The organism is Natrarchaeobaculum sulfurireducens, from assembly GCF_003430825.1.
In the GTDB taxonomy this organism is placed as follows: domain Archaea; phylum Halobacteriota; class Halobacteria; order Halobacteriales; family Natrialbaceae; genus Natrarchaeobaculum; species Natrarchaeobaculum sulfurireducens.
On the sequence record NZ_CP024047.1, the window covers coordinates 3,333,664 to 3,352,751 of the forward strand.

General features: G+C 51.4%; 14 protein-coding genes and 2 pseudogenes. 9 read left to right on the plus strand and 7 right to left on the minus strand.

The annotated features are described in order from the left end of the window. The first annotated feature begins 93 nt into the window (after nucleotides 1-93). The 4 genes from AArc1_RS17520 to AArc1_RS18570 all read left to right on the plus strand — a co-directional run bounded on the left by AArc1_RS17520 (nucleotide 94) and on the right by AArc1_RS18570 (nucleotide 2,679). Complete coding sequence (locus tag AArc1_RS17520; RefSeq protein WP_117362371.1) at nucleotides 94-603, plus strand: IS630 family transposase; 510 nt, start codon at nucleotides 94-96, stop codon at nucleotides 601-603. Further along, entirely contained in the window at nucleotides 600-1,151 is a 552-nt protein-coding gene (locus tag AArc1_RS17525) for a transposase (RefSeq protein WP_117362370.1), read from the plus strand. Before AArc1_RS17520 ends, AArc1_RS17525 begins: the two co-directional genes overlap by 4 nt. Before the next feature lie 262 nt (nucleotides 1,152-1,413). Then, nucleotides 1,414-1,671 carry a hypothetical protein gene (locus AArc1_RS18565; RefSeq protein ID WP_133412371.1) on the plus strand — a complete coding sequence of 86 codons (258 nt, stop codon included), beginning with the start codon at nucleotides 1,414-1,416 and terminating at the stop codon, nucleotides 1,669-1,671. 243 nt (nucleotides 1,672-1,914) lie between these two features. Beyond that, the gene (locus AArc1_RS18570; RefSeq protein ID WP_133412372.1) at nucleotides 1,915-2,679 is read left to right on the plus strand and encodes a hypothetical protein; all 765 of its coding nucleotides are present in this window, start codon (nucleotides 1,915-1,917) and stop codon (nucleotides 2,677-2,679) included. A 38-nt stretch (nucleotides 2,680-2,717) separates the two neighbouring features. Here the strand turns inward: AArc1_RS18570 and AArc1_RS17530 are convergent. Further along, nucleotides 2,718-3,510, minus strand: a pseudogene (locus AArc1_RS17530) (IS5 family transposase). A 285-nt stretch (nucleotides 3,511-3,795) separates the two neighbouring features. On the opposite strand from AArc1_RS17530, the gene AArc1_RS18575 reads away from it, so the two are divergent. Continuing rightward, nucleotides 3,796-4,689 (plus strand): site-specific integrase, encoded by an 894-nt coding sequence (locus AArc1_RS18575; RefSeq protein ID WP_133412373.1) that lies wholly within the window; start codon nucleotides 3,796-3,798, stop codon nucleotides 4,687-4,689. A 68-nt stretch (nucleotides 4,690-4,757) separates the two neighbouring features. After that, nucleotides 4,758-5,816, plus strand: a complete 1,059-nt coding sequence (locus AArc1_RS19715) for a tyrosine-type recombinase/integrase (RefSeq protein WP_394341275.1) — start codon at nucleotides 4,758-4,760, stop codon at nucleotides 5,814-5,816. 101 nt (nucleotides 5,817-5,917) lie between these two features. On the opposite strand, the gene AArc1_RS17540 is transcribed toward AArc1_RS19715, so the two are convergent. The 3 genes and pseudogenes from AArc1_RS17540 to AArc1_RS18580 form a co-directional block, all read right to left on the minus strand. Further along, the gene (locus AArc1_RS17540) at nucleotides 5,918-6,775 is read right to left on the minus strand and encodes an IS5 family transposase (RefSeq protein WP_117362423.1); all 858 of its coding nucleotides are present in this window, start codon (nucleotides 6,773-6,775) and stop codon (nucleotides 5,918-5,920) included. Between the two features lie 149 nt (nucleotides 6,776-6,924). Then, nucleotides 6,925-7,456 (minus strand): annotated as a pseudogene (locus AArc1_RS17545) (transposase). Between the two features lie 369 nt (nucleotides 7,457-7,825). Beyond that, nucleotides 7,826-8,158, minus strand: coding sequence for a hypothetical protein (locus AArc1_RS18580; protein WP_133412374.1), 333 nt, complete (start codon nucleotides 8,156-8,158; stop codon nucleotides 7,826-7,828). Nucleotides 8,159-8,277: 119 nt separating this feature from the next. Between AArc1_RS18580 and AArc1_RS17550 the strand changes: the two genes are divergently transcribed. Further along, a complete protein-coding gene (locus AArc1_RS17550) occupies nucleotides 8,278-9,273 on the plus strand; it encodes a hypothetical protein (protein ID WP_117365564.1) in 996 nt (331 codons plus the stop codon). 2 nt (nucleotides 9,274-9,275) lie between these two features. After that, nucleotides 9,276-10,052, plus strand: coding sequence for a hypothetical protein (locus tag AArc1_RS17555; RefSeq protein WP_133412375.1), 777 nt, complete (start codon nucleotides 9,276-9,278; stop codon nucleotides 10,050-10,052). Between the two features lie 25 nt (nucleotides 10,053-10,077). On the opposite strand, the gene AArc1_RS18585 is transcribed toward AArc1_RS17555, so the two are convergent. Continuing rightward, a complete protein-coding gene (locus tag AArc1_RS18585) occupies nucleotides 10,078-11,088 on the minus strand; it encodes a hypothetical protein (protein WP_133412376.1) in 1,011 nt (336 codons plus the stop codon). Nucleotides 11,089-11,760: 672 nt separating this feature from the next. Between AArc1_RS18585 and AArc1_RS17565 the strand changes: the two genes are divergently transcribed. Further along, nucleotides 11,761-15,969, plus strand: coding sequence for a sacsin N-terminal ATP-binding-like domain-containing protein (locus AArc1_RS17565; protein ID WP_117365567.1), 4,209 nt, complete (start codon nucleotides 11,761-11,763; stop codon nucleotides 15,967-15,969). 446 nt (nucleotides 15,970-16,415) lie between these two features. Here AArc1_RS17565 and AArc1_RS17575 read toward each other — a convergent pair whose 3' ends face one another. Further along, the gene (locus tag AArc1_RS17575; protein ID WP_117365569.1) at nucleotides 16,416-17,429 is read right to left on the minus strand and encodes a tyrosine-type recombinase/integrase; all 1,014 of its coding nucleotides are present in this window, start codon (nucleotides 17,427-17,429) and stop codon (nucleotides 16,416-16,418) included. Between the two features lie 447 nt (nucleotides 17,430-17,876). Beyond that, entirely contained in the window at nucleotides 17,877-18,500 is a 624-nt protein-coding gene (locus tag AArc1_RS18590) for a bactofilin family protein (RefSeq protein ID WP_133412377.1), read from the minus strand. Between the last annotated feature and the right edge of the window lie 588 nt (nucleotides 18,501-19,088).

The following is a 19,088-nucleotide window of genomic DNA, read 5'->3' on the forward strand; positions in this document are numbered from 1 at the left end:
GAAGCAGAATAGTCGCTCCTGCTGTAAGGATGATTATCCCCGTCTTATAGTGATGTCCAAAGTGATTTACCGGTCTGAATGCAACGAGATGTGATGGGTCGTCTGGACGATATCTCTATAGAAGAGCTTCACGAGCTTCGAGAGCAGACAGAGGGAGAGATTCCACGGGAGCGAGTGCTTGCGGCGATCGGCCGCAAGCAGGGCGACAAGATCGCGACGCTGGCTGAACGTCACGGGGTTGTCGAGAAAACCATCCGTAACTGGCTCGATCGGTTCGAGGAAGAACCGATCGAGCAGGCACCCTACGACGACCCTCGACCGGGTGGACCATCGAAACTCACCGCTGACGAACGCGAGCAGTTGGAAGAAGCTCTCCAGCAGCCACCGACCGAACTTGGCTACGAGCACCAAGCGTGGTCGCCAAAGCTTCTGCTTCACTACGTCAAAGAAGAGTTCGACGTTGAGTACACCGAAAGCCACGCGCGATATCTCTTGCACGAGGCCGGGCTGTCCTGGCGGACAGCGCGGCCTCGCAATCACGAAGCCGATCCCGAAGAAGAAGCCGAATTTAAAGAGACAGTCGAAAAAAACGGCCCGAACTGAGCGAGAAGACTGTCGTTGTCGTTGATCAGTTCACCAAGCGAGTCGGGACGGTTCAACGACGTGGGTGGTATCCGATTGGCTCGAATCCAACAATAGAGACCTCGAACTCTTGGAAGAAGGTGACAGTGCTCGGCGCTGTCACCGACGACGGTGACAGCTTCTACTTCTGGACGGAAGAAAACCTGAACAGATTTCACGGGATTCGGCTGTTAGAAGCGTTGAAAGAGAAGTTTGGGGAGGAGTTAGTGGTATTTCTTGACCGGGCAGGGTACTTCTATGCACGGGATCTGTGGGAACACGTTAGTGGTGAGCGGGCGACCGAAACTGTCGGAGACAGTTCGGTCGCCTGCGTGCGTGGAGACGGCCTCGAAGTGTGGTACTTTCCGTCGAAACTCCCCGAGCTGAACCCTGTCGAAGGTTGCTGGGATCAGCTAAACGAGTGGTTCAAACATCGGTTGATCCCAGATCTCCCGAGGCTGAAACAACATCTAGCGAGAGGAATCTCACAGATCAACGAACCAAACATCTGGAATTATCTGTGTCCCTGATGAACGGTAAAAATACATCTGCATCACTATTAGTAGGGATGGACTGTGCATATTTTCGCGCATATGCACTTGATGACTTTAGGATGGACAGCTCACCTATACCTGTGCTGTCCATCTTTCTTATATAGACTCTATACAGATCTGCCGAAGTTGTGTTTCCTGAGGGCATCCGCACCAACTCTACTGGTGAAACCCAGCCGAATGCCGCGCTGGACACCCCTTTTCCCCCTACGTTTATAAGGGGTTGTTTGAGTTAGTGATTATGAACGATAAGATAGCAAAAAGGTTAGAAGAGAAACGAGCAGCACATCTGGGCCCAGAATTAATCGGGCTTGCAAAGAATAGGCCCAGCAGCGATTCAAAATACCTATCCAAGGCGTCAACTGAATACATTCTGACTGGTAAATCTGGATCATACGAAGAGGGAGACTTAGAAAATCGGATCAGTAATAGAGTATCAGATATTCCGATTCGGATTCAACGTCTAATAAATGATCTAGCTATTCTTTCGTTCGGTTGATACTTAGGCGATACCAGCCGTCAGTGGGACGAAATTCTCAATATAAAAGGGTACGCTGCTGAACTTTCGGCACAGAAAACGGTCTCAACAGCGGCTCATCCGGCGACGAGACTTGGGTATGATTTGGGATTGGGGATTAACGAATTGATATGTAGTGAAAAAGACGGTCAGCGTGGTATTGAATTCCTTTGGGGTATAATCTTATCACAATCTGCTACAGCAACGGGTGATAAGGAAGTAGAAGTGAAAAAGATCTACGAAATATTAGATGAATTAGAACTAAGACTTGAAAATACAGTTGAAAGCTCTTGCTCTCATCCTGAACCAGACACGGATCCAAATTCAGTATCGGATTTCGAAATCGCATCAAAAGTATACGCAGAAGATGAAATAATTGAAAATCTAGAGAGATATGGTGTGGAACCTACACCACACCTTCTCCGAAGTTATAGCAATCTAGTCAGAAACCAGACTTATAAAAACGAGATAAATATCCAAGAAGCAGCTGAAAAAGTAGTTGAACAGGGGGTCAATCCGCTGCTTGTAAAATCTGCAAAAGTAAGATCCAATCTGGTTGATGAGTGGAATACAATTGATCAGGCATCAGTTCCTGGAGTAGATGTGAAAGATATCCTTAATATTGTTTGGGAAAACAGAGAAATATCTCTTAGCTCTGCTGATATAGCCAGCAGTCTAGGAAATGAATGGGGATACAAAAAACAAGTTACCAATTCACTGAACAGGTTATCCGAAGATGGGAAAAATCCAGCAGAAAGCCTCCAAACCACGTATGAACACGATGAACTGATCTGTTGGAGAAATAACAGTTGGAGGCTGACTAGTTGGGGTGACCTGCTTTGTTTCTTTGTTTTTGAGAGAAGTATGGATTCGGAGTGGATCCAACAGTCTATATCTCAAATTGATCTTCAGGGAGATCCGCCCGATCGAGACCCATCAGATCCATATGTGATCTTAGAACGGGGTATGAAGAAATCTACTATCGAATGAATCGGCCGTGGTGAATCACCATACGGCGATTGATTTGCCTAGCTCACAGCACGCTTGATGTTGTAGACGACACATATCAGAACGATCTCACGGAACTCACGACACCAGCTTCGCGCACGCACGACGTGGCCGAGCGTGCGCTTGATCACCGAGAAGACGGTCTCAGACAACGCTCTCTGGCCGTAGAGAGTCCCATCGATCCGCGCGTTGTGTGCGTGATCAATGGGACGGAACTCTCGATGCTTGATCAGCGGTCGTACGTCCTCTTCCTGGAGTTTATCACGTAATCGTTGCCAGTCGTAGCCTTTGTCGGCGGGCGAGTTGCCAGCCGATCTTCGTGTCGTGACGTTTCTCGGTTGTGCAATGAACGTCGAGGACAGCCCGTGATGCTGCATCGACGAGAGCGGTTGTTTTGAGCCTCTGAACCCGGTAATTCGTCCGGCGGCAGTAGTGTTTGCTGGCGTTTTCGCGGTCGAAAAACGTCGCGTCCATCGCTGCATGACCAGATGGCTCGTGCAACTGCGCCGACAGGCGCAGCAGCACTCGCCAGACCGCCATCTTGATCCTATCAAACGCTTTTACTAACGTCGAGTGGTCAGGGAGATCGGCCTTCTCAAGGCCGATCTCCGCCAGTATTTGTGGCATCTCGCTCAAGAGATCGAGCGCTTCGCGGTAGGACTTCTCCAAGTAAACCCGCAGACAATGTAGCGAAACAACGGCGTAGTCGGCGAATCCGCCGCCACCCTGCGGGGCGGCAGATTCGCCTCGACCACCAACAGCATTTTTAGCTAATCGCACTGCTTTCTTCGTGAAGCGGGAAATCTTCGACATGGACATCGGCGGTTTCCCGCTTCATCTTCCTAGTTCTGACGATTCAAGTCGCCGCAGTCTGGCGATTCACCAGTGCCAATGAATTGCAATCTCGTTTCGCGATTCAACAGTATTGTCTGGCTTATCTGTGATGTATTTGTCTGATTCCTATTCTAACCACTTATATGCTCCTTCTGAAACCCCCTTTCTGAGGCAGCTACGCATGGGTTATCACCCTTTGCTCTCATAGAGATGCCACCTCGGACTCACGGATCTGCTGTTCAACAAAAAGAGAGATTCAATTCTGTGGTTGAGAGGGACAAGAACTCTTTCGATTCTCTTGACGATGCAATTGAGTCCTATCTAGATGAATTATCTGGTAGTGTTCCCGATTCTACCTTTTGGTCCCAGCAAACTACAATCACGAGATTTAGAGAAGAGGTTAGTACTCTTCATTCTTCAGAGGACTGCTTAGAAAGTCATCAAATTTGTACTTTTATCAATCAGGTATTAGAGAACACTACCGCTGAGGTCAGCACAATCTGTGGGTGGGTTAATGATTTGATTAGTCTTCAAGCATATATTCATCACCAAGATCCTACTATTCTCAAGAAACGCCTGCTATCAGAGTTAGAAGAGTCAGAAATATTGGATGGTAGGGTGATTACTGAATATCTCTTTAAGGATACACTTGGAAGCGATATCCAAGGGTATTCTGAACGGGTTTTAACATTAGTAGCATACCTCCGTCAGTACCAATTTGGTACTCGAGTTCACGTATATGTAGAACTCATACTTGACACATGTAGCCAACCAGGGTATGTACGCGATCTTGAGCTTGAAGACATCAATTTGGATAACGATACGGTCGTAATCTCGATCCCAGAAACGCACCTTGTAAGCAAGGCTGGTCTCGTAACACAGAGAGTTGCAAATATTTCTCCAGAAACTTCTGAAGCTCTTGAAGAGTTCATAGCCTATGAACGGAAAGAGCCTACAGAAATCTCTGATAACCCACTATTGACGACTTCCCATGGGAGGGCGAGTGAATCGACGCTTCGACGGGAAGTGAAACAAGCCAGTGAGAGCGCAGAGGAATATCCTGTTGTAGCGTCACCCCTCACACGACACCAAACTAGTTGTATCGTCCCCAGTGAAATCTGGCAGTGTTCCATTTTGCAGTTCCTGGAAAGACAATGAACGAGAATATTGTCTGTCTGCTGTCGGAGATCGATGATCCTGAGACCATCGAAAAAGTGCTGAAGCAAATGGACGTGAACGACACGTCCCAAGGGAATTCTTCTCGGAATAGATTTGCTAGAGCCACCCTCTCTGATCTCTACAAACGATTTCTTTCGCGCAGGCAGAATCGGAGCCCGTCAACGCGGGCCCAGTACAAGCGAACTATTCCTCGATTCGTTGAATTCGCAGAAGACAACGACATTACGAACCCAGTAGAGATTTCTTCACCGTTGGTTGATGCGTACGTCGACCACTTACAGTCAGAATATGACTCCGACGCAACGATCCTTACGTATACGAAGAACGCACGCACATGGCTTCGGTGGCTCAGCCAACGGGAACTATGCGACGAATCAATTTACAGGATCCTCAATAAGGAGGAACTGGGTCTGACTCCGAGAGCACGTGACGAGGCCATTCCGAAATCTGAAGCCACAGGTCTCCTTCATCGACTCCGGCGACGCCGACGAGGTTCAGGTATGCATGCTCTCACAGAGCTTCTCTGGAACGGTGGACCACGTATTGGTGGCGTACACTCTCTCGATGTCCCTGATTTTGATCCCGAAATGGAAGAACTCCGCTTCCGTCACAGACCGGCAACAGGAACGAGGCTAAAGAATGGAAACGAAAACTCGAACACGGCTGGTGATGGTGAGCGGAACATCGTGTTAAAAGACGAGGTCATAAGCGCAATACAATTGTATATCGAGACAGAACGGCCTGACGTTACTGACGAGTACGGCCGAGAGCCGCTATTTGCGACAGAATACGGACGGGCATCTCGGTCGACACTTCGCCGATGGGTGTACGAAGCTACGAGCTGCCGCTGGAGTCCAAGAGATGCGGATGATTGCTCGTGCGATGGTAGCTGTAATCCTGATTCGAACGTATGTCCGGAGTCTTATTACCCACATGCGATCCGTCGAGGATCGATTGTCAACCATCTCAGCGGTGGCCTTCGGAGAGAGCGAGCAAGTGAGCGATTTGATGTCTCTGTGAAGGTGATCAAGAAGCACTACGACCCACGCACGGAGCAGGATCGTCTCAACGATCGGCGGGAAGCAGTCAAGCAGTCGTGGAATTGAGAGCTGATTGGAGACTTCTACCATATAGAAGATGCTCGCAACTTCATGAAAGATTAGGCGTGTATCTTGAACTGAGCGCCAATCAGATTAAACGGCCGTGTTTAATCGCATGACGGGAGCGGAATTTCCTGTTTTGCGGCCTTCTTGATGTTGTAAACCGCACACATCAGCGCAATCTCACGAAATTCTCGGTACCATGTCCGCGCTCGCAGGGCGACGCCCAGCGAGCGCTTGACAGACGAGAAGACGGTTTCCGACATGGCTCGTTGACCGTAGAGTTCGTCATCAATCCGCGCGTTATGCGCGTGATCGTACGGTGCATGGACGCAGTGCTTGATCAACGGCCGAATGTCGAGTTCTCGGAGGTCTTCTCGAAGCCAGTTACAGTCGTAGCCCTTGTCCGCTGTGAGGACGCGCAACTCGCCCGCGTGCTTGCGGGCGAGTTGCTCACAGATTTCTGCATCACTTCCTTCCCACGTCGTAGTACAGTGAAGATCGAGAATCGCTTGCGTCTCTGTATCGACGAGTTTCGTCACTTTCATCGTCTGAACGTGGTAGTTTGTTCGTCGGCAGTAGTGGCGACTTGCACGAGAGCGGTCGAAGTACGTCGCGTCGATCGTGCCGATCTCACCAGTCTCGTGCAGCTGCGCTGAATAGCGCAGCAGCACTCGGCACACACTCATCTCAAGTCTATCGAACGCTAGACATAGTGTGGATGGATGAGGGAGATCGGCCGGTTCAAGGCCGATCTTCCGGATTATTCGTGGCATCTCCGTGAGGATGTCGATGGTCATCCGATAGGACGTCCCGAGGTAAATTCGCAAGCAGTGAAGCGGAATCATCGCATAATCGGCGAACCCGCCGCCGCCTTCCGGGGCGGCGGGTTCGTCCGTGTCGTCAGCAACTCTTTTAGCAGTCCAGACACAGCGTTCGGTGAAGCGGAAGATTTGGGTTGGCACAACTTCCCGTCTTCCGCTTCAACACCGTGATTCTAACGACTCAACTTGACGCAGTCTAGCGATTAAACAGAGCCGATTAAACGCGCTGTGATCAGTCAGTAGAGTAGAATAATGGGCCGTGGTGAATCGCCATACGGCGCTTGATTTCGTTAGTTGACGGCACGCTTGATGTTGTAGACGACACACAGCAGGACGATTTCACGGAACTCACGATACCAGCTACGCGCACGCACGGCGTTGCCGAGCGTGTGCTTGACCACCGAGAAGACGGTCTCAGACAACGCTCTCTGCCCGTAGAGAGTCCCATCGATTCGCGCGTTATACGCGTGATCGATGGGACGGAACTCTCGATGCTTGATCAGCGGTCTTATGAACTCTTCCCTGAGCTTGTCACCGCCAGACCGCCATCTTGATCCTGTCAAACGCTTGCAGTAGCGTCGAGTGGTCTGGGAGATCGGTCTTCTCAAGGCCGATCTCCGCCAGTATTTGCGGCATCTCGCTCAAGAGATCGAGCACTTCGCGGTAGGATTTCTCCAGGTAAATCCGGAGACAATGCAGCGAAACAACGGCATAGTCAGCGAATCCGCCGCTACCCTGCGGGGCGGCGGATTCGCCTCGGCCACCAACGGCACTTTTAGCCAACGTCACGACCTTCCCAGTGAAGCGGGAAATTTTGGACATGAACCATCCACCGTTTCCCGCTTCAACTCCCTAGTTGTAACGGATCAAGTCGGCGCAGCCTGGCGATTCACCAGAGCCGAATAATGTAATGTGGCAGAACATGAATGCTCATTCCTTGTTAAGCAAGGTGTGGGAAATATCAATGAGGGGTTCAGCAGGAAGGGAGAACTCGATATCGATTCCCGGTAGGAATTAACTTCTAACGGCCGAATTAGGATATACGCCAGATTTGACCTCCCTTGTGTCGCAAGATGTCCGTGACTGACGCCATTGGCGCAACTGACTCAATCTGACACGTTAGCGGATTCTATTACAGGCAGCTCAGTAAAACATTCAACCATTTTCGAGATTAACGCCGATTAAGTAGTCCTACGAGCTGTTGTCACTCTCTTTGAGTTTAGCAAGTAAGTCGGTTTGTTCAGCCTCAATAAGATCGCAGTACTCAACCACCGTGTTTGGATGCTTCAAGTAGAGAGTCTCGCCATCTCTGCGAGAAACAGGAGAGCTTTCATGAGCTACGAGTGCCATACACGTTTTTCTGACGAGGGCCTTTGGTTCTTGAGATCCGCAAAACCGCCCATATAAGTCGTCTATCGTAGCTTCTTGGCCGGAAACGGTTTGGAGCTTTTTGAGAAGTTTCTGAGCGAGCTTTCTCACGTCTTTTGGATTATCCTCTTCGAGAGGACGACCTGTGAACGACACCTAGTTTAACTCTCGTTGTTTGACCTTTTATAGTATTTGGACTAAATAGCTATCCACAAGATCAACAGCATATGCACAATTCCAACAGGCTTATGATCTCCCGCATCAATAGACCAACTATGATGCCAGCAGATCGTGTCAGTACTGATGCTGCAATCACGGATCTTGAGCGTCTGCTGGGAAAGAAGGGGCTTGTGCAACTCATGGATGTCTTCCTGAGTAACGAAACAATCCCCGTGACCGCAAGTGACCTGGAGGACTTCTCTGGACTCAGCCAGAGTACGGTCTCACGCGGGGTCAGAGAGCTGCGCGACTACGGGATCATTGAGCGATCCGAGGAGGGCTCGCCTTACCTCTACCGTCTGAATATGGATCACCCTGCAGCCGAGGGATTGTTGGAAGCTCATCACCACCTGCATGAACATGTTGAGGAGATTCAGGCTGCAAGTGATGAGTTTGATCCCAAGAGTGAGTTGTTCCACACTGGATCGCCGTTTGTGGAGCTATTCCGCTATCCGACGAATGTAAAGTTGTTAGCAGCGATGCTAGCCAATCCGGACGTAGGGATGCGAGCAGCTGACGTTGCACGAGCAGCAGAGGTGGACAAATCAACAGTCTCGGATAATATCAACGTGCTATGTCGGATTGGGCTCATAACAGCTGAGATGCCGCAGTGGGCAACTGACCCCCGATACTCACTGAATAGAGAACATCCAGCGGCAGAAGGCTTCCTCGGGGCTATTGATGGGCTCCAACGAGAGGTAGAAGACACTCCGTCAGCGCCGGCTGACAAGGAGAGTAAGCAGTTCCCAGACAACAACAGTGAGACGATTGGCGAGATCAAAGACCAATTCGAAGAACTGATCCCAACGCTTTCCGGGGATCGCCCTGATGAGAGCCGTCCAGATGAAAACTGGATTGAGAGGTATTCCGTTCAACGTCAGGCTGAGAGACTTGAGGGGGTAACTGGCGACTCTGAGACGGACTCAGAGCCAACAGATTTGCGGGCTATCAGAGCGATCGATTCTGAGAATCTTCCAGATGATAAAGATCTCAAGCATCAATTGCACTCCGCAACACAGGAGATGGCAGCAACAAACAGCTGTGCAGCCTAGTAATGAGCGACGAAATATTTGATGATATGGTTGCTGACATTGAACAGACGGTTCAGAAGACTGGTTACACTGAGACCGATATTATAGAGCTTCCTCCACCCCATTCAGAAACGGCAACCGAGCAAGAGCAGACAAACACGCAAGAGCTGCCTCCGGAGCGGAGGATAATCCTAGTCAAGGCAGATTCAGGGCCCGATTTTGTAATTAGTGCCGAAGAAGGTGAAGCATTCTTCCAAGTTCAAACGAGTTATCCGTTGTGGCAAGAAATTGCGGAGGCACTGTCTGTCGAACGAGCAGAAAAACTTGTTTCAGAGGAGTTTGACAAAGGAATTCCAGAAGATCATCCGATTCATGCGAGTGTTCCTCCCGAAGTTTTAGAAGAGGATGATGAAAGGCGGATACTGATCCTCGCAGCCTTCGAAATTCTCATTGAAGCCGACACAGAAGTCCGGAAAGAGATTGTATACCGTTTATCGGAGATCTTCACTAACGCAAAAGTCAAACACGTCATTGATTCACCTAGCGAAACTGGTGCACCACATGGATTTACGGTTATGTATAAGATATTTCCCTATGACGACCAGTTTGGCCCACGTGAATTGAACGATGTTATCGAACAGGTCCGAATGGCTGCACATCAAGCAATTTTGTTCCTTCGGTACACGTTCAATCTTGGTGTCGATATGAATCAAATGACCGCAGGCACCGTCGAAAACGGTCCCCAGACCCCTGTCCGTGATCTTGATCCTGAGGGTATAACTGATAAATCAATTGATTAAATGTGGCATACTCTATTTCTGTGATTTAAGCATCGTTCCACGATTTGAACGCGTGAGCTGGGATTTCCCAGTTGAGGTCATCCATCAACTGTTCAATTTCATACGAGCCAGTTCGCTCAGTGAGGTGCTTTACCTCTAACTCCTCCAAGTCGGCGAAACTGTCCGGTGATGCCGTGTAAGCGTCGTCAAGTGGGACTCTGAACAGTTGTCCCATAGCATTTGCGTAGATCAGAACGAATCCAAATCTGACGCGGTTCTTCTCCCTGAGCAGCTGTTTTTGAAGATCTCCACAGAACATCGCAAAGTCAGCGTCTTGGTCAGGGCCGAGTGAAAATCGGGGGTGACCTCTAAGAAGAGTAATTCCTTGACTCGGTGGTAGTAATGCCCCCTCGCTTTGAGGAGGTTTCGTAATCATACCATCCGCCTCTAACTCACAAACATGCGGATATAGGGGTGGATCCTCCTCAAGATCTGGAAAGTCAATTAGACAGGCGAGCTGGATTTGCTCTGCTGCTTCATCACCGTGGTTTTCAACACCAACACTGACCCAGGTTCCGGATTCGCCTTCGGTTATCTCTAATGTCTTTGCGGTTGAGTTGGCTTCGAGACTGGGTCGTCCAGCATGAAGTTGAACTCCGTCTGGATGGGAAGCCAGAAAGGGAACATGCTGCCGTTTCATAATCCATGCCTGTTGATCTTGGATAGTAGTCTGCTGATCAAGAATGCGATTTTGACTTAGATAGATTGCTGCCAAGGCGAGTGAGACCGCGAGACTTCCTGCAACACCAACCCCGTTGACGAGGAGATCTATCACACCCCCCACCGCGGTTTGGTCTGGAGGCACTTCCTCGGCGGTTTGAAACAGTTCGATAAGGGATGCTGCAGTTGATGAAGTTGGGGTGGTGAGGAGATATCCGATTAGGATAGCACCCACCAAAGCGATAAGAAAAAATCCGACGGCTAATCCCCAAAGAACGGGTACAGATCGGGGTTGTGATGGTGTGCCTTCATCTTCCCTGATGAATGTGTCGCCCATACCTAATGCGTTTTTCGCGTAATGATTTGTACATTACGTGAGTAACGGAGAGGGATCTAAGCGTGATGCCTGGGTAGTAGAGATAGCCAATTAAGAGAAAGCAATACTGTCGTTAATGACCACTGGGTTCCGAATAGAGGACACGGATTATTTGTCAGCTTCTTCACCCCCATTGCTGGCGGTTTCAGCGTGAGCCTGTTTGACAGATATGCGCTGTGAGTTCAATACGAAGAGTCCGAATTACTCAAACCTTGTCAGGAATAGCGTGGCCGTTACAGAGCATTAGTACAGCACGACATCATCGTTTATTTCACGAGAAATGCAGTGCACCAGTCGTTCAGAAGCCGTGTGTGGTGTGCGGATGATTCGCCAGATTCAGCGTGGAATAATCGTGCTTCATCCACCTCTATAGTTAACACGCGCTTTCTACCAACTACTGGAAAGGTTGAACAAAGCGTACCTGATACAGGGCGTATATTGCGTACTCTGTATACCTTGAAAAGGTATATCCAAGAGAATGCGTGTTCAGACGCCTGCCAGTCGCAGTTGACTGAATACAGACATTATTTGTATAAATGCTAGATAGCATGTTACTCTTTGACTCCCTCGAAAACGACTTTAAGACTACTCTACTTTCCAAGCATATCGAACGATGAATGGGAGTGACAGTAGATGAGTGGAGACGTTCCTAGTCCTCAAGAGTGGAAGGAATGGATACGCGACCAGCGAACCGATCTGAAACAGGAGTACAAACGACGACCACCCCGGCTCGTCTCCGACTACAAACGAGAAGTGTCTCAGCTGAAAGGCTACTCGGACCGTGTCCTTTTAGAGTTGCTACAGAACGCCGACGACGCAGGTATAGATGCCTCGGAGCCGGTCAGGGGGTTGATCCGGGTCACTGATGCAGGCATCTATGTCGCGAACACTGGCGATCCGTTCACCAAAGGGGGAGTCGAATCTCTCCTCATTAGTGACAACAGCCCCAAGGAGTTCCGAAACGACAGTATCGGCTACAAAGGCCTGGGATTCCGATCTATCCTCAACTGGGGCTCCGACGTTCTCATTCTGAGTGGCGAGTTGTCCCTAGGGTTCTCCGACGAGTTTGCAGTTGAGTTTTTGGAGGAGCTTCAAACTGAGAGTCGGGACATCGAACGGCGCGTCAGTGAATTCGAAGCCGCGGGAACGTACCCTCCCATCGCCAAGTTGAGTGTTCCAAAGTGGCTCAACGAAGGTGACATCGAACCAGAAGCCCTCAAACAGGTTTACCAAGAGGCGACCGAAATTCAGGGAGAAGGCTACGAAACTGTCGTCGGAATTCCTCGAGGGGAAAATGACGAGGTGTCCGCTCAGTTGGATAACCTCGTTCCGGAAACGACACTCTTCCTGCGAAACCTCTCCACTCTGAGAATCGACCGACACGGAGAGGTCGAAAAGTGGTCTATAGACCGTGGTGAAGATTCCGTCTCGATTCAAATCGGTAATGGGAAACCCGAGAGATGGACTGTCCTCGAAGATGAGGGAACCATTCCTGAAGAGTACAAATCGGAAGGCCAGACTCAAGACGAGTACGAAATCAAAGTAGCATTCCCATCCACAGATGTCCCCGACGCCATCGTCGACGCCGATCTGTTTGTGTTTTTTCCGACAGAGGTCAATTTCCCATATCCGTTACTAGCACACGCGACGTTCGAACTAGACGACAGTCGCAACCATCTAGTCACTAGTGACACTAATCATTACGTCGCGCAGAAACTTGCAGAGGTGATGGCTGACACCGCTATCGAACTAAGTGAGCGCAATGGGAATTCCTGGAGCGCGTTCGCAGCGGTGTCGTCAATTCGCGATCTCGATTCCCAATTCAAGAAGCTAGGGTCGAAAGACAAGGAAACTGGGTTCGAGGACATCCTTCGAACAGAGGCTGCTGACAAGGCCATTCTTCCTGTTCACGGCAACGGTTACATCGCACCCAATCAAGCCACTCGAATCCGAGGGGATTTCGACGGACTGTTGAGTTACAAACAGTTCATCGACGTTGCCCTGAGTCCACCATCTGATGTAATCGAAAAGCAGTTGAAGTTGTTCGGGATCCCTGAATTAGAGTACGAAGTGTTCAGAGACCGACTGGAGGAGATCTCAGAGAAGCTTTCGGTGGAAGAGAGGGCAAGCATCGTACGGGAACTGCTGAGATACGACCTGCTCCAGCCAGAGGACCCGCCCGAACTGCTCATCGATACGAACGAACACGTAATTCCCAAGGAGGCGAGAGTATTTCTACCCCCAGAGGATGACACGATCTCACTACCAGACTGGGTTCCTCAAAAGATTCTCAGTCAAGAACTCACAGTTGCGCTTAAAAACGAGCTCAGTGTCACGACCAACCGTAAGCTGATAGACGAACTGGCCCCGTTTTCGATCTCAGAGTATAATTTAGGGAGTCTGGTCCAAGCGATCGTCGCTGAGACAAACCGTCGAGCAAAGGACTCGCCGAACGACGAAATCGAGTGGTCGAACAAGATGGTCCGGGCACTCTGGGAGTTGTATCGACTCCCGGACGATAAACCCAGGATTCCTGAGGGTGCCTCTATTCGTCTGCCGACCAGAGGCGGGAATTCGAAACGAGCTACTGAACTGTATCTTGGCGAAGAGTATCCAAACGGATCACTCCTCGAAGCCCTATACGCACCGCTTGACGACGATTCGTTCGTCGTCTCTGGGGACAGTCTGAGAATCGATGCGATACCTTCCCAACTTGAATCATTCCTCTGCTGGATGGGTGTGAACGACAAGCCGAAGCGAATCAAAACTCAACCGAACCGCGAGTTTCGTAACTACGTTTTGAACCAACTGGACTATCCAGCACGGTTTGGCAGAGACGTGTATTTCGACTCTGTCAAGGATGCCAACTCGAGGTCTGGAAGGTACAAGCTAAAGGACTTCGAGACTATCGATCGGTTGGACAGAATTCTGGAGCAAGCAGATCCCCATGCAATACTAACTTTACTCTCATGGGTCCGATCGGATCTTGAATCCTGGCGAAGAGAGGGCGATACATCGGCGACGTTCGCTTTCAAGCCCCACAGAAAACGAAACTGGCGGTACCTGAAGACGCAGTCAATCCCGTCGTACCCGTACTGGCTCATCCAGAATACCGAGTGGGTTCCTGTGGAGGGAGGTGAGGTGATGGCTCCAACACAGTGCTCAATCGATTCCGAAGCAAAGAGATACTCCCCTGCAATCGGCTTTCCATCCGCGGATCTCGAACACGAACTGTTCGACGAGTTTGATGTAGACAGACACACCTTCCGATCGGTGCTGCAAGATGTCGGTGTCGTAATAGACCTGGCCGAACTATCGTGGGACTCGCTGTACTCTCTACTGTCGGCTCTTCCGGAAATTAATCCGAGTGACAGTCGCGTCAAAAAGCTCTACAGCCTGATACTGTCCAAGGATGGTTCTCCTCCTAACGAGCACGTAGACTCCTTCACACGGGACGGGAAGGTTCTCGCTGAACACGATGGCGAGACGTCGTACCATCGCATAAAAAACGTTCGATACTCGAGAACAGAGTCGCTTCCAGAAGCTATCCGTGATTCGTACCCGGAGTTAGTAGTAAACACCAGCTTCGGGAGTTCCAAAGTTGCCGACGTTCTCGGGGTAAAAACTCTCTCAATGGATTCAGTTGAACTAACAGAGATCGAACCGACTGAATACCCCCTGAACGGGCGCGACAAACAAGAGTTCAAGCAGCTCAAGCAGTACGTGTATGGCCTTCGTCTTGATCAGCAGAACGAGTCCCGAGATCGGGCTACGATCAAGCAGTTGGATATCCGAATCTGTGAAGCGTTTCAGGCTAAGGCAATCGTAGACGATACCACGATACCCATCGAACTCAAACGGGGGGACTTCGTACTCTGGAACTCGGTAGCCTATGTGCTTCCGATGGAGTTGAACTTCGCGGGCCCCCTCCTCACCAACGAGGACTTCGCTGCCTTAGTCGGGGATGTATTCTCCTCCGCTTTGGACGTCAACATCAGGAACGAGGTCTACATGTTAGCAACGGCGGGCGACCGCGAGCGGGTATTTGGAATCCTCACCGGAAGAGACAGTACTGTCTTGGACGATGCGAGACGTCGAATGAGTTCTGGCCCCTCTGACCTCGGAGACATCACTCCACCCGAGATCAACCGGCGAGAAAATAGTACGCTGTCAGGCGAACTGAGCGGAGATAACCCTTCTCCGGACAGGGAAAACCGTGATGAGAAAGAGCCGCAGAGTGCCGAGGACCTGACGCCCACTGATGTCGGTAGTGTCCGCACCGAACGAGGGAGTGTCGAACTAATAGAATCGCGAACCATTTCAGTTCGACAAACTCCAACTCCGACAGGTCCTCCCACACGTGAACAATCGTACAGGCAAGCTGACGGTCCTCGGGCGGAGACACTCTGCACGAAGTTTGAGGAGGAGCAGGGCCGGTTCCCAATACCCGTGGGACACATACAGGGGTACGACTCCTATCGCTGTGACATTATCTCGTTCAAGACAGAAGCCAAGCGAGCCCAATTCTGTGACGAAAGTGATCCGACACTAATTGACAGATACATAGAGGTGAAAGCCAGAAGCAGCAAAAAAGGAAGTATTACTCTCTCGGGGAATGCTCTGCGAGCTGCGGAAGAGCACCGAAACCGATACTTCCTGTACAGGGCCTACGAGAGTACCGCGGACCGCGACTCGTACAAAGTGGTGGTTCTGAAGGACCCACTCGGATGTAACGAAGCCACCACGAGAAAAGTCAGTGTCAACCCATTCAAAACCGCCCAATCTACCGAATACGACGTCTCGGTTATAGGCGACCAAGAAGACGAGAGTGGGGCCAATTGAACACCAGAAACTGTCTTACCAGCTCTAACGCGGCCACCCTTGCTTCCGTGCGATCAACAAGAGGAACGAGCTTTTGCGCTGCGGGCCAGCTTTGCTGGCCCTCGGCAAAACATCGATGAAAAGCACGGCCTCGTCCCCCTCAGCTGCGGCTTCGAGGGGCTCCTTGGCCCGCTCGCCCACTTCGTTTGCTCGCGGTTCAACGGTAACGCCTCAGTCTGCACGTAATGAATGGTTCTGATTACTTCCGGCATTGGGGTGCGGAAATTTGACCTGTATAAAACGGTGCCAGCGATACGGCAGTGAGGATTAGGAGCATCAACTCCGTCTGTGTCGAGACGCTGCTAGTAAGGCCAAACACACCAACTTCAAATGTCGCCATCCCGATTGGTAAGGTTGCAAATTGGTGAAATTTGAGAGCAGGCATTGAATCGGCTCGGTTGACAGACTTAATTACTTGGAAGATATTGTCGTCGTTGCCGAAGCTTCTCTCGCTCTGATCGCTGGTCATAGTGCCTATCAAGAACCGCCTCGCTGGCGTCCATCCGATCGCTCACGACGTTTTCGGGAACGTCAGATTTCAGAAAATAAGTGATCGCACCACGTCGGACGGGGTGTGGGCTCAACGAGGAAGGGCACGCATGTGAACGCTCAGTAGGTACCGCATCACACTCATCAAGTTCTCTGTCGTGGGGGCAGCAATCGGCATACACGCACGGACGCGTGTACTGGTAGACGATCGTCCGGCCGCGGGTTCGGCTCAACCGATCGATTTTCGTCGCAAACAGTGGCTCGCGTTCGTACTGATCACGGACTCCGGGGTGGTTAACCGAGAGCCAGTCATCAAGAATCTCACAGACCGTCTCACTCAGTGCAACGAGCCGCTCACTCTTCCGCCCATTTTTGAGTGAGGTCCCCTCCTCAGGCCGATGTACAAGAGTGAGATACTGCTCCTCGGAGCTGTAGTCCTCCCTATCGAGCCCGATCGCTGCGCCGATTCGGAGCCCCGTGTGCCAGAGGACCTCCATCAGCGCGTGTTCTAAGCGCGCGTATCGATATTGATTGAGAAAGTCTAAGATTTGTCGAGCACGATCTGGATTCAGTAATTCGGTGCGAGCATCAGCTTCGGTCGTAGTCGGGAGGATGATCTTCTCATCGAGTCCTGGTTCTACCGCATCAATCGTCGCACAGAAGCGGAGGAACATTCGCAGGGTCGCCAGCTGTCCCTTCATGCTGGCTGTTGCGAGTTCGTCCTCGTTTCGTCGTTTGACGCGGAACCGGTGGATGTCTCGCCCGCTAAAGTCGTTGAGATTGTCGATACCGTCCTGTTCACACCACTGGACGAACTGCTTGAGACGATACCGGTGAGACTGGATCGTCGCCTCCGCGAGTTCGTGACTCCGTTCGTCGAGGTACATCTGCATGGCCTCTCCTGGTGCGAGTGGTTCGAGGGTGTCTGTCATGGTCTCTCACTGAAGGCCGAAGACAGCGAGTTCTAAACGGCCGCTTGAGCGCTCCTTGCGTGCACTAACAGCTGGCTGAGACCCCGGAAGATTTTGGACGTTCCCCGTCAGGGCCCATAGAGCGAGCCGGACAGTTCGCGAGGGTCGCGGAATGATCTCTGACGGTTCGAACTAGACGACGGCGAGCGAAGCGAGCCGTCGGCGTAGTTACGAATCCGTCAGGGCCCATAGAGCGAGCCGGACAGTTCGCGAGGGTCGCGGAATGATCTCTGACGGTTCGAGCTGGACGGCGGCCAACGACCGCACCAATCACTCAACGGATAGAAGCCAACGGAGGTGCTAAACTAGACAGTACTCCTAGCTGCCAATACCTACGGTTAACGGATGGTCTGTTCATACGAGAGTAAATGGATCTTCAAGATCGGATGGGAATTGGCAGCATTGTCGTCAGTAGCTACTTGAAGATCCGTCTACGGTGACAGTTCCGTCGACATCGACAGCCGACCCTGGACCAACCGTGAGATCCCCACCGACAGTGAGGTCGCCAGTGGCCACGAACTGGTTGCCGTTGATCGTAACTGAACCGTCGACGATGATATCGCCGTTGATGTCCAGTCGAGCACCCTGTCCAACTACGAGGTCACCGGTGACGAGAAGATCGCCGCTCGTTCGAAGCACATCTGCGTTCCAGACGACAGACCCGCCGACACGGACGTCTGCTACGCTTTCGACGACTGCACCGCCACCGAACTCGAGGTCTCCGCCCACAGTGATTCCCGATTCAGTCGTGGAAAGCCCGCGACCCTGTCCGGAAAGGGCAGTGTTTGAGAGCGTTCCACCGACGATAACACTCGTTGTTTCAAGATTCGATCCACCGCCGAGTAGCAGGTCGGCACAGACCTCGAGGGAGGCAGGCGAGCCACCGAGAGTACCGCCGTTAGCTATCTCCAGTGAGTTCCCGGTCGTAATCGAACCACCGACGTTCGCGCCGCCACTGAGTGTAACTACGCCACCAGCGGTAACGTCGCCGTCAATCCGGGAGCCGCCAGTAGCGTCGACCGATCCACTCACGTCAACATCGCCGAGGACACGGCCAGCGCCCGATAGCGAGACGTTGTACGTACCGGCTATCGTATCAGTGGACTGACTGCCGAAGACGCTTGCCGTCGTTTCGTCACCCGTCGGCTCGAGACTGCAGGCAGAGATAGTTTGCCCAGGCGTGCCCAGGCACGTGATCTCAACCGATCGACGAGCTTCGACCCGTTCGGTTTCTCCCTCCGCAACGATATCTAGAACGACTGTTTCCGTTCGGTCACCGTTGCAGCTTACGGTCGCGATAACAGGTAACCGCTGTCTAGGACTAAACGTACCAGTAGGTAGCGGCGTCTCAACATCGACGTCGAGACCACCTGACGAGACAACGTCGACGGTGACCGTTTCGAACGCTGATGAAAACCCGTTCGTTAGCTCGATCATCGAGATCGTCGTTCCGCTTTCGACCGTCGAGTCGAACAGCTGGATTCTGAGCAGCGCTTCGTCGTCTCGTCGCACGGCTAGATCGAAGGGACGAGTCATCCGTACCGTATCGAATGCTCCCGACACACCGACGCTCAACAACCCACCACCGGCGAGCATAGCCAACGCAGTGCGTCGGCTCAC

What these genes read in the sequence shown, in the direction of transcription:
- AArc1_RS17520 (WP_117362371.1), top strand. Translation starts at nt 94, where the DNA reads ATGGGTCGTCTGGACGATATCTCTATAGAAGAGCTTCACGAGCTTCGA.
- AArc1_RS18565 (WP_133412371.1), top strand. Translation starts at nt 1,414, where the DNA reads ATGAACGATAAGATAGCAAAAAGGTTAGAAGAGAAACGAGCAGCACAT.
- AArc1_RS19715 (WP_394341275.1), top strand. Translation starts at nt 4,758, where the DNA reads ATGGACGTGAACGACACGTCCCAAGGGAATTCTTCTCGGAATAGATTT.
- AArc1_RS17550 (WP_117365564.1), top strand. Translation starts at nt 8,278, where the DNA reads ATGATGCCAGCAGATCGTGTCAGTACTGATGCTGCAATCACGGATCTT.
- AArc1_RS17555 (WP_133412375.1), top strand. Translation starts at nt 9,276, where the DNA reads ATGAGCGACGAAATATTTGATGATATGGTTGCTGACATTGAACAGACG.
- AArc1_RS18585 (WP_133412376.1), bottom strand. Translation starts at nt 11,088, where the DNA reads ATGGGCGACACATTCATCAGGGAAGATGAAGGCACACCATCACAACCC.
- AArc1_RS17565 (WP_117365567.1), top strand. Translation starts at nt 11,761, where the DNA reads ATGAGTGGAGACGTTCCTAGTCCTCAAGAGTGGAAGGAATGGATACGC.
- AArc1_RS17575 (WP_117365569.1), bottom strand. Translation starts at nt 17,429, where the DNA reads ATGACAGACACCCTCGAACCACTCGCACCAGGAGAGGCCATGCAGATG.